Source organism: Marinobacter sp. DSM 26671, assembly GCF_900112835.1.
Classification (GTDB): Bacteria; Pseudomonadota; Gammaproteobacteria; order Pseudomonadales; family Oleiphilaceae; genus Marinobacter; species Marinobacter flavimaris.
Window position 1 is genome coordinate 212,412 of the sequence record NZ_FONF01000005.1, and the last position, 14,086, is coordinate 226,497.

At 58.1% G+C, this 14,086-nt stretch carries 13 protein-coding genes; 3 read left to right on the forward strand and 10 right to left on the reverse strand.

The genetic code is table 11. The features are described 5' to 3' along the window. Nucleotides 1–7: 7 nt before the first annotated feature. The 7 genes from hflX to BM035_RS07825 form a co-directional block, all read right to left on the reverse strand. The gene (hflX, locus tag BM035_RS07795) at nt 8–1,306 is read right to left on the reverse strand and encodes a ribosome rescue GTPase HflX (protein ID WP_008170060.1); all 1,299 of its coding nucleotides are present in this window, start codon (nt 1,304–1,306) and stop codon (nt 8–10) included. Nucleotides 1,307–1,424: 118 nt separating this feature from the next. Beyond that, on the reverse strand, nt 1,425–1,676 hold the full coding sequence (hfq, locus tag BM035_RS07800; RefSeq protein WP_008170056.1) for an RNA chaperone Hfq: 252 nt from the start codon (nt 1,674–1,676) through the stop codon (nt 1,425–1,427). Between the two features lie 33 nt (nt 1,677–1,709). After that, nucleotides 1,710–2,714, reverse strand: a complete 1,005-nt coding sequence (gene miaA, locus BM035_RS07805; protein ID WP_081467497.1) for a tRNA (adenosine(37)-N6)-dimethylallyltransferase MiaA — start codon at nt 2,712–2,714, stop codon at nt 1,710–1,712. A gap of 28 nt (nt 2,715–2,742) precedes the next feature. Beyond that, nucleotides 2,743–4,653 carry a DNA mismatch repair endonuclease MutL gene (gene mutL / locus BM035_RS07810; RefSeq protein ID WP_092031010.1) on the reverse strand — a complete coding sequence of 637 codons (1,911 nt, stop codon included), beginning with the start codon at nt 4,651–4,653 and terminating at the stop codon, nt 2,743–2,745. Between the two features lie 20 nt (nt 4,654–4,673). Then, entirely contained in the window at nt 4,674–5,978 is a 1,305-nt protein-coding gene (locus BM035_RS07815) for an N-acetylmuramoyl-L-alanine amidase (protein ID WP_405421045.1), read from the reverse strand. A gap of 92 nt (nt 5,979–6,070) precedes the next feature. Further along, nucleotides 6,071–6,568, reverse strand: a complete 498-nt coding sequence (gene tsaE / locus BM035_RS07820; protein WP_092031013.1) for a tRNA (adenosine(37)-N6)-threonylcarbamoyltransferase complex ATPase subunit type 1 TsaE — start codon at nt 6,566–6,568, stop codon at nt 6,071–6,073. Then, nucleotides 6,565–8,118: a bifunctional ADP-dependent NAD(P)H-hydrate dehydratase/NAD(P)H-hydrate epimerase gene (locus BM035_RS07825; RefSeq protein ID WP_008174132.1), complete on the reverse strand. Its 1,554-nt coding sequence runs from the start codon at nt 8,116–8,118 to the stop codon at nt 6,565–6,567. The genes tsaE and BM035_RS07825 overlap by 4 nt, the downstream gene beginning before the upstream one ends. Nucleotides 8,119–8,265: 147 nt before the next feature. On the opposite strand from BM035_RS07825, the gene queG reads away from it, so the two are divergent. Next, a complete protein-coding gene (gene queG / locus BM035_RS07830) occupies nt 8,266–9,345 on the forward strand; it encodes a tRNA epoxyqueuosine(34) reductase QueG (RefSeq protein WP_008174130.1) in 1,080 nt (359 codons plus the stop codon). On the opposite strand, the gene orn is transcribed toward queG, so the two are convergent. Beyond that, nucleotides 9,340–9,882, reverse strand: a complete 543-nt coding sequence (gene orn, locus BM035_RS07835) for an oligoribonuclease (RefSeq protein WP_092031015.1) — start codon at nt 9,880–9,882, stop codon at nt 9,340–9,342. The genes queG and orn overlap by 6 nt on opposite strands. 253 nt (nt 9,883–10,135) lie before the next feature. Between orn and rsgA the strand changes: the two genes are divergently transcribed. Then, nucleotides 10,136–11,191 (forward strand): small ribosomal subunit biogenesis GTPase RsgA, encoded by a 1,056-nt coding sequence (gene rsgA, locus BM035_RS07840; protein ID WP_092031016.1) that lies wholly within the window; start codon nt 10,136–10,138, stop codon nt 11,189–11,191. Between the two features lie 11 nt (nt 11,192–11,202). On the opposite strand, the gene motB is transcribed toward rsgA, so the two are convergent. Further along, the gene (motB, locus tag BM035_RS07845; RefSeq protein WP_092031018.1) at nt 11,203–12,162 is read right to left on the reverse strand and encodes a flagellar motor protein MotB; all 960 of its coding nucleotides are present in this window, start codon (nt 12,160–12,162) and stop codon (nt 11,203–11,205) included. A 31-nt stretch (nt 12,163–12,193) separates the two neighbouring features. Next, nucleotides 12,194–13,045, reverse strand: coding sequence for a flagellar motor stator protein MotA (motA, locus tag BM035_RS07850; protein WP_008174118.1), 852 nt, complete (start codon nt 13,043–13,045; stop codon nt 12,194–12,196). Between the two features lie 174 nt (nt 13,046–13,219). Between motA and asd the strand changes: the two genes are divergently transcribed. After that, a complete protein-coding gene (gene asd, locus BM035_RS07855) occupies nt 13,220–14,074 on the forward strand; it encodes an archaetidylserine decarboxylase (RefSeq protein ID WP_092031019.1) in 855 nt (284 codons plus the stop codon). Nucleotides 14,075–14,086 lie beyond the last annotated feature (12 nt).

A 14,086-nucleotide genomic window follows, 5' to 3' on the forward strand; every position in this document is an offset into this window, starting at 1 on the left:
TGCGGTTTCAGGCGTGACCCACGTCCAGCCTGACTGACTTTTCATTCACACCGGCGCGGCTCAGCAGCTGATGCCAATCCCGGTTCTGCAGGCGCACCTCAACCACCGTGTCGCCGGTATCCCGGTATTCCTCGCTGATCACCGATCCTGCCTCATGCAAAAGTGCACGCAGTTTGCCATCCGCGGGACCCAGCAGGACAAAGTGGTGAACGACGTCTTCGGCCACACGCTCCACGATCGCATCGAACAAGCCGTCCAGGCCTTCGCCAGTAACCGCGGAAACCCACGCTCTCACCGGGATACCCTCTTCGTTGCGCTCAACCCGAGGCGTGAAATTTTCAAGCAGATCAATCTTGTTGAACACCTGCAGCATGGGAATGTCGTCCGCCCCGATCTCCGCAAGCACTTCCTCAACCTGCTCAATGTTCTCCTCGCGGCGCGGGTCATGGCTGTCGATGATGTGAAGCAGCAGCGTCGCCTGCGTTGTTTCCTCAAGCGTCGCCCGGAACGCCTCAACCAGCTTGTGCGGCAGATGCCGGATGAAGCCCACGGTGTCCGCCATTACGACCGGCCCGACATCCGGAAGTTCCAGCCGCCGCAACGTCGGATCCAGCGTGGCGAACAGCTGGTCTGCAGCATATACGGAGGAAGTGGTAATACGGTTGAATAAAGTGGATTTACCGGCGTTGGTATATCCAACCAGCGATACGGTGGGGATGTCAGCCCGCTGACGGGCCCTGCGGCCCTGGTTGCGCTGGCGACGAACCTTTTCCAGACGCTTGTGGATAGACTTGATGCGCTCCCGCAAGAGCCGGCGGTCGGTTTCCAGCTGGGTTTCACCAGGCCCGCGCAGCCCGATACCACCTTTCTGTCGCTCAAGGTGGGTCCAGCCCCGAACCAGTCGCGTGGACATATGCTCGAGCTGCGCCAACTCTACCTGAAGCTTACCTTCGTGAGTCCGTGCCCGCTGAGCGAAGATATCAAGAATCACACCGGTGCGGTCCAGCACACGGCACTTGAGCTCGTGCTCAATGTTGCGCTCCTGGCGTGGGCTCAGGGCATGGTTGAACAACACCACATCCGCTTCGTTCGCCGCTACTGCATCACGAATTTCTTCCAGCTTGCCCTCACCAACGAAAAATCTGGGGCTGGGCTGCTTGCGGGACCCGGTAACGGTTGAGACAGGCTCAACACCGGCAGAGGTGACCAGCTCCCGGAACTCACCGGGGTCTTCGGTACCATCGTGGGCAGTAAAATCGATGTGGACGAGGACCGCGCGCTCACCGACATCAGGACGTTCAAACAATTGGCATCAACTCCGGGGTAAACACATGATGAGGGTCATAAAAACAAACACCCGCAGCCACAAGACCCCTTGTCGGGATCCTCTGGAACGCGGGTGGCAAGATCGGGAAACGGATGGATCAGTCTTCAGACTCGCCCTCTCCTCCCGGAGCCTGCTGCGGAATGCGGACATTTCGGGCAGGAACCACAGTGGAAATAGCGTGCTTGTAGACCATCTGGCTGACAGTATTTTTCAGCAAAATCACGAACTGGTCGAAAGACTCAATCTGGCCCTGAAGCTTGATACCGTTGACCAGAAAGATGGAAACCGGAATGCGTTCCTTGCGCAATGCATTGAGGTAAGGGTCTTGTAACGAATGCCCTTTTGACATGTGTTTTCTCCTGTTTTTAGTAAATGCAGATCGTCATTTGTCAAAATTAAATGTGGTGCGAAGTCGGATTTTTTTCAAGGCTACCTCAGCGATATGTTTGTCGCCGCTGTCCAGCCAGTCCACATCTGACCACTTGCGCAACCAGGTCAACTGCCGCTTCGCCAGTTGGCGTGTTGCTGCCACTCCCTTGCTGACAAATGTCTCGTAGTCGTCTTCCCCGGACAAATAGCTCCAGGCCTGGCGATATCCGACACAACGCATGGAAGGGAGATCAGGGTGCAGGTCGTCCCGGATCATCAGAGCCCGAACTTCATCAACGAACCCCGCCTCCAGCATTTTTAGAAACCGCAGGCGAATCCGCTCATGAAGCACCCGCCGCTCAGGCGGCGTCACGGCAAGTTGAATTACAGTATACGGAAGCAAAGATGTTTCGTCTGCCTGCCAGCGAGTGAAATAGGTGTAATCCTCAATGTCGCCGACCTGCGCCACTGCCGTCGTTTGCTCACAGCCACCCTGATCGGCTCGCCAGAACTCCGAAATCGGCTTGCCGGTAAGGCGCAATACCTCCAGGGCCCGCATCAGACGCTGCCGGTTGTTCGGATGGATCCGCTCGGCTGCCACCGGATCACTGGCCCGCAGCTCTTCATGCAAAGCCTCCCAACCCCGCTCCTCTGCCTCCTGCTCCAGCGCCCGTCGTACGTCGGGGCTGGCCGATGGCAGACCGGACATTCCATGCAGCAACGCTTTGAAATACATCATGGTGCCGCCGACTAGAAGCGGGATCCTGCCTGCGGCCGTTATTTCGGCCATGGCGGTCAGCGCGTCCCGACGGAAATCCGCAGCGGAGTATGTTTCCGCCGGATCGCAGATATCAATCAGCCTGTGGGGCGCCCGCGCGAGCTCTGCGGCCGTGGGTTTGGCCGTTCCGATATCCATACCCCGATAGATCATTGCGGAATCTACGCTGATGATGTCGCAAGGCAGGTGGTCGCAGAGCGCCATGGCCAGGTCTGTCTTTCCGGAAGCCGTGGGCCCCATCAGAAAGATGGCAGGAGGCAGTGACACCTCAGCGCCCCCGGAGAAACAGCTTGTCCAGCTCAGACATGGTCACCAGGGTCCATGTCGGCCGGCCATGGTTGCACTGGCCACTGCGCTCGGTCGCCTCCATGTCCCTGAGCAGCGAATTCATCTCCGGAATGGTCAACTGCCGGTTGGCACGCACTGAACCATGGCATGCCATGGTGCCGAGCAGCTCATGCGTCACCGCCTCGACACGATCACTCTGACCGTGCTCAGTGAGATCCGCCAGAACGTCACGCACCAGCTGTTCTGTGTCAGCACCCCGCAGAAGCGCGGGCACCTGCCGCACAGCGAGGGTTTCCGGACCAATCCGCTCAATCTGGAGACCAAGCTTCTGCAGTTCTTCACCGTGACTCTCGGTCAGGGCGGCTTCTTTCTGGCTGACCGCCAGCGACAGCGGCACCAGCAACGGCTGGCTTTTAAGGTCCTGCTCGGCAAGCGCCCGCTTCATTCGCTCATAGGTAATGCGCTCGTGGGCCGCGTGCATGTCCACAACAATGAGCCCCGCACGACCCTGGGCAAGAATATAGATCCCGTGCAGCTGGGCGATGGCATATCCGAGCGGCGGCTCCTGGTCACTGTCTGCAGGCGGTGTTGGCATTGGTGTGGCGGCGCGATCGCTTACGGGCATAGCCTGCTGTCCGTCGCTTCCGCCACCGGCATTCAGGGACTGATAAAACGCCATCTGATCGCTGGCGCGCCACTCCTGTTGGGGCTGCGACTGTCCGCCAAAGCCGGCGCCTGAGCTGCCGGGGTAACCATAGCTGGATACCGATGGCTGGCCGTTCCAGCCCGCCTCTGCAGAGGCACCGGTGGACGGAACGGCTTCCTGACCCTGGGTGACTGCTTCGCGACCAAAGGACTGCGCCACCGCGCCGCGGAAATGATCGTCCGGCCGGACATCGGCCAGCGCCTTGTGCAGGGTTCTGAAGATGAAATCGTGAACCAGCCGACCATCCCGGAACCGGACCTCGTGCTTGGTCGGGTGGACGTTTACATCGACGGTGGCGGGGTCGACTTCCAGATACAATACAAACGCCGGGTGCCGGTTATTGTAGAGTACATCCCGATAGGCCTGGCGCACGGCATGAGCTACCAGGCGGTCACGAATAACGCGGCCGTTGACGAAAAAATACTGAAGATCGGCCTGGCTGCGCGAAAATGTGGGAAGAGCGACCCAACCCCAGAGGCGCAGCCCGGTGGCCTCCGCATCAATAACCACCGCGTTATCGATAAACTGCTGGCCGCACAGGGATCCAATCCGACGCTCGCGATCGAGGGCCGATTCCGCTGGCCTGAGGCTTTGAACGACACGCTGGTTATGGCGCAACGTGAAGCCAGCATCGAAACGGCTCAGCGCCTGGCGCCGCACACATTCTTCGACGTGATTGAATTCTGTCTTTTCAGTACGCAGGAATTTGCGGCGAGCCGGGGTGTTAAAAAACAGGTCGCGCACTTCAACGGTCGTTCCGACCGGATGCGCTGCAGGCGAAATTCTCGCGTCCATTTCCCGGCCCTCGACCTCGACCCGAGAGGCCGCTTCCTGCGACTCGGTCCTTGAGGTCAGGGTAAGACGAGAGACAGAGCTGATACTGGCAAGCGCTTCTCCCCGGAAACCCAGGGACGCCACGGCTTCCAGATCGTCCAGACTGGCAATCTTGCTGGTCGCATGGCGGCTTAGCGCCAGGGGAAGATCGTCTTCCTCAATACCACTGCCGTCATCCCGAACTCGAATCAGCTTGACGCCGCCCTGCTCCACCTCAACATCGACGCGGTTGGCGCCGGCATCCAGGGCATTTTCAACCAGTTCTTTGACGACAGACGCGGGGCGCTCAACCACCTCACCCGCGGCAATCTGGTTCGCGAGCCGCGGTGACAGCAATCGAATGGGGGGCATGTTACAGAAAAACCTCTTGATCAGGACGCGGGAATACGAATGGTTTGCCCTACCATAACACGGTCGTCCCGAAGGTCGTTAAACTGCATCAGCTCACTGACGGTCGTCTGATTTTTCCGGGCCACGCCGGATAGCGTGTCTCCACGCTGTATCCGATAGTGGCTGATGCTGTTTCCACCCTGGCGATTCTGTTTTTGCCACGCCAGCAGGGTTCCAGGCGGGGGCGTTTTCTGGAAGTAGTCATCTATGCCTTTCATGATGGCGCCGGCCAGCTTGTTGCGATACCACTCAGTGGCCAGGTTTTTCTCTTCCTGGGGATTCGATACGAAGCCTGCTTCCACGAGGATGGAGGGAATATCCGGTGATTTCAGAACCGCAAAAGCGGCCTGCTCAACGCCAGGCTTGTGCAACTTCGCCACGCCGCCCAATTTGCCCAGGACCGAACTGCCAACCCCCAGACTGGCGTTGATACTGGCCGTCATGGAGAGGTCCAGCAGAACACCGGCAAGCATGTCGTCACGGCCATCGAGGGACAGCCCGCCGGCACCACCGATCAGATCCGACCGGTTCTCACTATTGGCCAGCCAACGGGCGGTTTCACTGGTGGCGCCGCGTTGGGAAAGGGCGAAGACCGAGGCACCTTTGGGTTGTGGTGTACGGAAGGCGTCGGCATGGACCGAGACGAACAGGTCAGCGTTGTATTTCCTGGCCAGAATCGTGCGATTGCGAAGGCCAATGTAGTAGTCCCCGGTTCTGGTCAGCTTGGCGGTATAACCCGGCCGATCATTGATGAGGTTGGCCAGGGTTTTCGCCATTTTCAGAACCACATCCTTTTCACGGGTTCCCCGCGTACCAATAGCACCCGGATCTTCCCCGCCGTGCCCGGCATCAATGACCACAATAACGTCCCGCTTTCCGGATGAATCCTGGGTCACGGTGGGCGTTGTCGCCTTTTCCAGCCGGCTACCGCTTTCATCAATCAGGTCGACCACCAGTCTGTGGCCGTACTGCTGATTCGGCTCGAGCTGAAAACTCCGCGGTTTGATGTCAGCCTTGAGATCCAGAACGACGCGCAAATCGGTGCCGTTTCTGGGGGCGCTGCGGATTCGCTTGATCGGACTGCCGGAAAGGTCCAGACCGGAAAAATCGGTCTTCAGGTTGGCATTCTTGAGATCGATCACCAGCCGCGCCGGGCCGCTCAGGGAGAAAATGTTGTGCTCCACCTGCCCGCCAGTGTCCAGAACCAGCCGGGTATGATCGGGCGCGGGCCAGATACGGGCACTCTCAACCTGTGTCGCCGCCGAACCGTGAAACGCCAATGTCATAAGCAATAGCGCAATCGGCCAGACCAGTTGTTTACTCAGCTTTGCACAATTCATAAAGCTTACCTGCCAGTTTATTCCCGGTTCCGGGCTCACTATGACGCCGGACCAATCAACTCCAGTTCGTTCAGCACCCCGGCGCCCGGCTCTGAGCGGGCCCTGAGGACTACAGAGCGCCCCTCTCCCCGGGTTTCGAGATGAACCTCCAGGTCCGGCTCGGGCAATATGCCCTTGCCTCTCTCGGGCCACTCGATCAGGCACAGGTTTTCGGCGGAAAAATAATCGCGGATGCCCATGTATTCCAGTTCTTCGGCGTCGCCCAGGCGATAAAGATCAAAATGGTATGTCGGTGGATTCAGAGTCTCGTAGGGCTCTACCAGGGTATAGGTCGGGCTCTTTACGGCCCCCTCATGACCCAATCCGCGCATGACGCCCCGACTGATGGTGGTTTTACCCATGCCAAGCTCACCATCCAGATAAACAACCAGGCCATGGCCAGATTCCACGACGGTTCTGGCCAGCTCCCGACCGAGATGCTCGGTTTCGGCCTCGTTCTCCAGAAAAACCCGACGCTCGTTACCCATTATGCTCATAACGATTCAGCCCCCGGACTCCTTTCAGATTCCCGAAACACCAACGGCAGCGCATCGATAACATCGGTCGGTATCAGCCCGATAAACCCCGTGGTTCTCGCAGCACGGTCAGCCGCAGCAAGGTGCACGGATGCACCCAGCACGGCCGCTTTCTGTCCGTCGCCAATCTGAGCCAGAACAGCCGCAACAATACCTGAGAGCACATCTCCCATTCCGCCAGTCGCCATTCCGGGATTGCTGCCACTGATGATATCCAGGCCACCGTCCTCAGACGCGACAACGGTGCCGGCGCCTTTCAAAAGCACCGTGCCGCCATACAGCGCCTGCAGATTTCTGGCGGCGGCCATCCTGTCTGCCTCAACCTCGGGCACCAGGCAATTCAGCAACCTGGCCGCCTCGCCCGGATGAGGAGTCAGGATGTGATTATCCGCTGGGATGGCTACCCGACCAGACAAAAGGTTCAGCGCATCCGCATCCAGCACCCGCGGCTTGCCGCTGGCAACCACCTGCTCGAGCATCTGCTGGCCCCAGGCGCTTCGCCCGATACCCGGGCCACACACGACAACCGAGGCAGCATCAAGCAACGTCGGCAACTCCGAGCCATGGATCAGGCCATGAACCATGACGGATGGACATCTTGCCAGGGCCGCTGTCACATGCTCGGGGCGGGTCGCCAACGACACGAGCCCGGCACCCGATCGCGCCGCAGCCTCTGCCGCCAGCAGACCGGCCCCACCGAATCCGCGATCACCCGCAACCACCAGCACATGCCCGAATCTTCCCTTGTGAGCGTTGGCAGGCCGGGGTGGTAGCCAGGGCATCACAGAACCCCAGTCACGACGGCGGGCGACGGGCTTCTGGCCGCTACCGGCGATACCCTCGTCGGTATCCAGAGATTCGAAAACCACCTCGCCGCACGCTGCTGCACCTTGCCCCGTGAACAAGCCAGCCTTGAGCCCGATAAAGGTCACTGTCCTGGCCGCATTAACCACATCCCCCTCGGCCGCTCCCGTGGTCGCATTAAGCCCGGAGGGCAGATCCACTGCAAGGACAGGCGCTAAAGCGCTGTTACACCGGCTTATCAGAGTCGCAAACGGTTCCCGGGGGGCACCGGACACGCCAGTACCGAGCATGGCATCAACAATCAGGCCCGCGCTGGCAAACAGATCGTCCAGCGATGACTCGCCGAGAGCCTCGAGGTCAAGAACATCTACACCGTCCGCCAGGGCCTTTTGCCAGGCTTTACGGGCGTCGCCGGACAATTTGCCGGTTGGCGCAACCGCGACACAGCTGACGTCCAGATCGTGCCTTTTCGCACTTGCCGCGACCAGGTAACCGTCACCACCGTTGTTACCCGCACCGCACAGGACCAGCACCGAGCCGCAGTTTGGCCAATGCCGTACCAGGCAGCGAAAAGCGGCGTGGGCGGCGGACTGCATCAGTTCAAAACCATCAACACCTTGCTGATCAATCACATAGCGATCGATCTGCCTCACCGCATCGGCGGAAAACAGTGCGTCTGGTAGACTGTGCCCAGCGGACGGCGGCATGAACCTTTGCTCCCGTTACAGAAACCGGTTTAAGAAAATTGGCCAGATACCTGTAAAGCATAGCAAAACAGTAGAAAAGGTCATAACTTAATCAGATTAAATATCCGTACACGGGTTCAGCACCGAATTCCAGCATCGGCAGTCACTATGAGCACCACAGCAACCTGTACCACGACACACCCGGAACTTGCGGATCTGCCGTCGCTCATCCGCCGGTGGGCAGCTGAATTCGGGTTTGCCGATGTGGGCATTACCAACGCGGACACGGGCGAGCACGCCGACCATCTGAAGGACTGGCTTGCGGCAGGTTACCAGGGCGAGATGGATTACATGGCCCACCACGGTGACAAGCGCTATACGCCTGCCTCTCTGGCGCCGGGCACCACGCGGGTTATATCCGTGAGAATGGACTATTTGCCCTCACCAGACAGTCCGAAAGAAGCGCTTACTAACCGGGAGGGTGCTTATGTCACGCGTTATGCGCTGGGTCGGGATTACCATAAACTGATCCGTAAGCGTCTTGCACAGCTGGCAGCGAAGATTGATGAGGCCGTTAGCGGATACGATTACCGGGCTTTTGTAGACAGCGCTCCGGTGCTGGAACGCGCACTGGCGCAGAGAGCAGGCCTCGGCTGGATCGGCAAGAACAATATGCTGATTCACCCGAAGGCCGGCTCGTTCTTTTTCCTCGGGGAAATCTTCACCAGCGCCCCCCTGCCCATTGATGAACCCTTTGAAACGGATCATTGCGGCAGCTGTTCGGCCTGCCTCGACCTTTGCCCGACGGACGCCTTTGTTGGCTCGCACAAGCTTGATGCCCGGCGTTGCATCAGCTATCTAACCATCGAGCTAAAAGGGAGTATCCCAGAGGAACTCCGGCCGCTGATGGGCAACCGGGTTTTCGGTTGCGATGACTGCCAGTTGGTGTGTCCATGGCAGAAGTTCAGCAAACCAACCAGCGAAAAGGACTTTCAACCGAGGCACGGACTGGACAACAGCTCGCTGGCAGAGCTTTTTCTCTGGACCAAGGAGCAATTCCTCAAACGCACCGAGGGCTCTGCAATTCGGCGAACAGGCTACGAGGGCTGGCTCCGCAACCTGGCGGTCGGGCTGGGCAATGCGCCGTCAACCATTCCGGTAATTGAGGCCCTGAAAAAGCGCGCGGACCACCCTTCCGAGATGGTCCGCGAGCACGTCCAGTGGGCTCTGAAGCGGCATGGCCTATAGCTTGAAGAACTGTTCCCGGTAATGACGCAGTTCGTTGATGGAGTCCCGGATGTCGTCGAGTGCAAGGTGGCTACCTTTCTTTTTTACGCCGGCGAGGACATCCGGGCGCCAGCGGCGGGCAAGTTCTTTCACTGTGGATACATCGAGATTCCGGTAATGGAAGAAGTCTTCCAGTTCGGGCATGTATTTGACGAGGAACCGGCGATCCTGGCCAATGCTGTTGCCGCACAGGGGTGACTGGCCCTTTTCTACGTGTTTTTTCAGGAATTCGATGGTCTGCTGTTCGGCTTGAGACTCGGAGATATCGCTTTCCTGAACGCGCTTGGTGAGTCCGCTTTCACCATGGGTACGGGTACACCATTCGTCCATGGAATCCAGAAAGGATTGTGGCTGATGGACGGCAATAACCGGTCCTTCCGCGACAATATTGAGTTCCGAATCGGTGATAATTGTGGCCATTTCGATGATCCGTTCTTTTTCCGGATCCAGGCCTGTCATTTCCAGATCGATCCAAACGAGGCGATTGCCTTCTGCCATTTTGTTACCAACCTTCTAAGTGCGGTGATAGTGGGGCTGGGTCCGGCTTTCCGGAAACCGCTACGAGCACATCCATGTGCGCATGGCGTCGGCCATCCATGGCCGCCGACATTTCCGGAAAGCCGGACCCAGCCCCACTGCGAAATCAGGTGATATACCTTGAACGTCTCGGCATTGCCCAAGCCGAGTAGCTACGATTGCAGTATGATGGCACACCAAGGGCGAAACTTTCATCTGGTTATCCGGGACATAAATGGCAAAACGGCGACTGAACAAACAGCAGCAATTCCGCATCAAGAAAGTCCAGGAGGAGCGTGCGGCCCGGGCGGCGCGCAAGGAGAAGAAGGTTCAGGAGCAGGCCGACGCCGGCGAGCTCGGGCCAGAGCAGGAAGGGCTGGTTATTGCTCACTACGGGCAACAGCTGGATGTCGAAGCGCTTGAAGGCGACCAGGAAGGCGATGTGGTTCGCTGCTTTGTTCGGGCCAATATCGATAGCCTGGTAACTGGCGACAAGGTTGTCTGGCGGCCGGGGAAGAATGAGACGGGCGTTATCGTTGCCCGCAGTGAGCGCCGCAATCTGCTGCAGCGGCCGGATAATTTTGGTGCCCTGAAGCCGGTGGCCGCAAACATTGATCATATTATTCTTGTGATTGCGCCGGAGCCGGAACCTCACGATAACCTGATTGACCGGTATCTGGTGGCATCCGAGATCACAGACATTCCGGCAGTGATTCTGTTGAACAAGACCGATCTGATCACCGACAGCAACCGGGAGTACATCGACGCGCTTCTGGGCCGGTATGAGGCACTGGGCTATGAGGTGGTTCGAACGTCTGCCGCTGAGTCCGGTGCTAAACCTTCGCCAGAGGTTGAGGCACTGGTGAAAGATCAGACCAGCGTATTCGTCGGGCAATCCGGGGTGGGCAAGTCATCCATTATCCAGACTCTGATGCCCGATGAGGCCATTCGCGTGGGGGCTGTGTCTGAGAGCACCGGCAAGGGGATTCACACGACAACCACGGCTAAACTGTTCCACCTGCCGCTCGGAGGCGATCTGATTGACTCGCCGGGGATCCGTGAGTTCGGGCTCTGGCATATGACAGCGCAGGAGATCGAGTATGGCTTTCGGGAAATTCGGGAGGTGATCGGCACCTGCAAGTTCCGCAACTGCCGGCACATGGGTGACCCCGGTTGCGCCATCGACAGAGCTGCGGAGGAAGGGAAAATCAGCCCGGAGCGGCTGAAAAGCTTTCACCGGATTCTTCAGGATATGACGGAGCAGCAGGCCCGCGGTCTAAAACTGGAATGACTATCCCAGCGCTACCAGTTTAGCTCTCCTGGCGCCGGCTCTTCTTGTTCCTCCAGCCATTCGCCGCTTTCCAGGCGCTCACGGGCCTCCTCTTGCTCGTCTTCGGCCGGCTTGGTGAGGTCGATGAGAGGTTCATCGTACCGGCCAGCACTTGTCTGTATGTTATCGACGGTTTTCTTGTTCAGGACGATGATGGATATGCGGCGGTTCACCGGCGCATTCGGGTCATCCTTGTCGAACAGCACGGAATCGCTCAGCCCCACAACGCGGGCAATTTGCTGCTGACGCACGCCCCCGGCAACAAGCGCCCTACGGGCCGTGTTTGCGCGGTCTGCCGACAACTCCCAGTTGGTGTAACCAGGCCGGCCGTTAAACGGTGTCGAGTCGGTATGGCCGGTAATGCTGAGCTTGTTGTTAACTGAACCCAGAGTCTTCGCAAGCTCAAACAGAATGTCTTGAGAGTAGTACTTGAGTTCTGCCCGCCCGCTGTCAAACATGGGGCGGTTGGAACGATCGACAACCTGGATGCGCAAACCTTCGTCGGTAATATCGAGCAACAGTTGGTCCTTGAATTCCTGCAAGGTTGCATCCTGTTTGATCTGTTCCTTCAACTCCTGGAACAGCTCACGCATCCGTCGCTGCTCCAGAGTTTCGGAGAGCTCATCGACCATCTCGTCTTCAATCTGGATCTGGCTGGATTCAATATCCGGGCTTGCCTCATTGACCACCGAAGCACTGCCCTCAAGATCAACTGGATTGGGCGAGCCGCCCTCGGTAAAGCCGACAGGATCCCGGAAATAACCCTCAACCGCTTTTTTTTGCTCCGGCGATGCCGTAGCGGTTAACCAGAGAACCAGAAAGAAAGCCATCATGGCGGTGGCGAAATCGGCAAACGCGACCTTCCAGGAGCCACCGTGATGGCCACCTGCAACAACCTTTTTCCGCTTGATGATGATCGGTTGCTCTTCCACGAATCGGCTCCGGGTTCAGATGAGGGCGTTTTTACTTGGAACGAACGTGATCATTAAGCTCCTGGAACCCAGGGCGCTTATCCGTGGGCAACGCCTTGCGGCCAAACTCAATGGCCATTTGGGGTGCTTGCCCGGAAACCGTCGCCACAATCGCTGATTTGACGCACTCGTAAGCCTTCAGCTCATACTTCGCAGCGTGTTCCATGGCGATAGAAGCAGGACCCACAAAACCATACCCCATGAAAATACCCAGAAAGGTACCCACCAGTGCTGCAGCCACACTGAGACCAATCTTTTCCGGGCCTTCAGTGAGAAAGTTCATGGTAATTACGATACCCAGTACCGCAGCGACAATACCAAGCCCCGGCAGCGCATCGGCAATTTTGTTGACCGCGTGAGCAGGCTCCTCAAGCTCGTGCTGACGACTGTCGATCTCATTCTCCATCATGCCTTCCAGCTCGTGGGTCGCCATATTTCCGGAACTGATGATGCGGAGATAGTCCGTGATGAACGCAAGCAGTTCCTTGGACTTCATGACAGCTGGGTATCGACTGAAAATCTGGCTTGCCTCGGGATTATCGATGTCCTCCTCGATCGCCATGACGCCTTGTTTACGGGATTTATCGAAGATCTCGTAAAGCAGACTCAACAGATCCATGTAGAAAGCCTTTTTGTAGGGTGAGCCTGTTAGTAACTGGACTCCCTTACCAAAGACCTCTTTGAGCGTATGGACGGGGTTAGCAATGATGAACGAGCCCAGAGCTGCCCCGAAAATTATTAACACTTCGGTTGGCTGCCAGAGCACCATCAGATTGCCGCCGTGGAGAACATAGCCAGTCAGTACGCTGGCCAGAACAATAATCGAACCGACGATCAGTAACATAGAATCTACGCACGCCTTATTTTATTGGTTATCGGCCGGAGCCGGAAGCTGTCACGCAAAAGGTGACACGATAATAGCAAGGCCGCGTCATAACCGCGAAGCCGTGAAACAATTTCTATACAGGTAGCAGTCTTTGTTAAACTTCGCGCCTTTGAGCGCAAAGGATCACATCTAATGTTCGACAAGCTTTTTGTTCTTAGCCAGTACATAACGCCGCAACTGGGGGTATCCAACCTCGCCGGCCGCCTGGCGGACAATGACCGCTCCCCTGCGCTCAAGAACCGGGTTATAAAATGGTTTATCGGCCGCTATGGCGTTGACATGAGCGAAGCCGCCGAGCCTAACCCTGAAGCTTACGCCACGTTCAACGATTTCTTCACCCGGGAGCTGAAGCCGGGCATCCGCCCCCTGGCGGACGGCGAAAAAACCCTGGTCAGCCCCGTTGACGGCGCCATCAGCCAGCTCGGCCAGGTCACCGGAGACCGGGTTTTCCAGGCAAAGGGCCAGTCGTTCAGCCTGAGCGAGCTGCTCGGTGGCGAAGAGGCGACCACAGCCCCGTTTGCCGATGGCGAATTTTCTACAATCTACCTCTCGCCCAAGGACTATCACCGGATCCACATGCCGATGGCCGGCACGCTTCGACAGATGATCCATGTTCCCGGCAAGCTTTTTTCGGTCAACCCGGTAACCGCCGAAAATGTCCCGAATCTGTTCGCCCGCAATGAGCGGGTTGTCTGCATCTTCGACACCGCTTCCGGCCCCATGGCCCTGGTACTGGTTGGCGCCATGATTGTCGGCAGCGTGGAAACCCGCTGGGCAGGCGTTGTTGTGCCCGGCAGTCGGCAGGTCACATCAACACTGTACGAAGGCGAGCAGGCCATCAGCTTCGATAAGGGTGAAGAAATGGGCCGGTTCCGCCTGGGCTCCACTGTGATTATGGTTATGCCAAAAGGCTCCGTCAGTTGGAACAGCAATCAGGTGGCCGGCAAAACCGTTCGCATGGGCGAGGCGTTCGGCGCCCTGGCGTGATCACGTTCGGCA

Coding starts and splice junctions, on each gene's coding strand:
- tsaE (WP_092031013.1), bottom strand. CDS start 6,568: ATGAGCATAATGGGTAACGAGCGTCGGGTTTTTCTGGAGAACGAGGCC.
- BM035_RS07815 (WP_405421045.1), bottom strand. CDS start 5,978: ATGACATTGGCGTTTCACGGTTCGGCGGCGACACAGGTTGAGAGTGCC.
- queG (WP_008174130.1), top strand. CDS start 8,266: ATGAGCACCACAGCAACCTGTACCACGACACACCCGGAACTTGCGGAT.
- miaA (WP_081467497.1), bottom strand. CDS start 2,714: ATGGGGCCCACGGCTTCCGGAAAGACAGACCTGGCCATGGCGCTCTGC.
- rsgA (WP_092031016.1), top strand. CDS start 10,136: ATGGCAAAACGGCGACTGAACAAACAGCAGCAATTCCGCATCAAGAAA.
- BM035_RS07825 (WP_008174132.1), bottom strand. CDS start 8,118: ATGCCGCCGTCCGCTGGGCACAGTCTACCAGACGCACTGTTTTCCGCC.
- orn (WP_092031015.1), bottom strand. CDS start 9,882: ATGGCAGAAGGCAATCGCCTCGTTTGGATCGATCTGGAAATGACAGGC.
- mutL (WP_092031010.1), bottom strand. CDS start 4,653: ATGCCCCCCATTCGATTGCTGTCACCGCGGCTCGCGAACCAGATTGCC.
- asd (WP_092031019.1), top strand. CDS start 13,220: ATGTTCGACAAGCTTTTTGTTCTTAGCCAGTACATAACGCCGCAACTG.
- hfq (WP_008170056.1), bottom strand. CDS start 1,676: ATGTCAAAAGGGCATTCGTTACAAGACCCTTACCTCAATGCATTGCGC.
- motA (WP_008174118.1), bottom strand. CDS start 13,045: ATGTTACTGATCGTCGGTTCGATTATTGTTCTGGCCAGCGTACTGACT.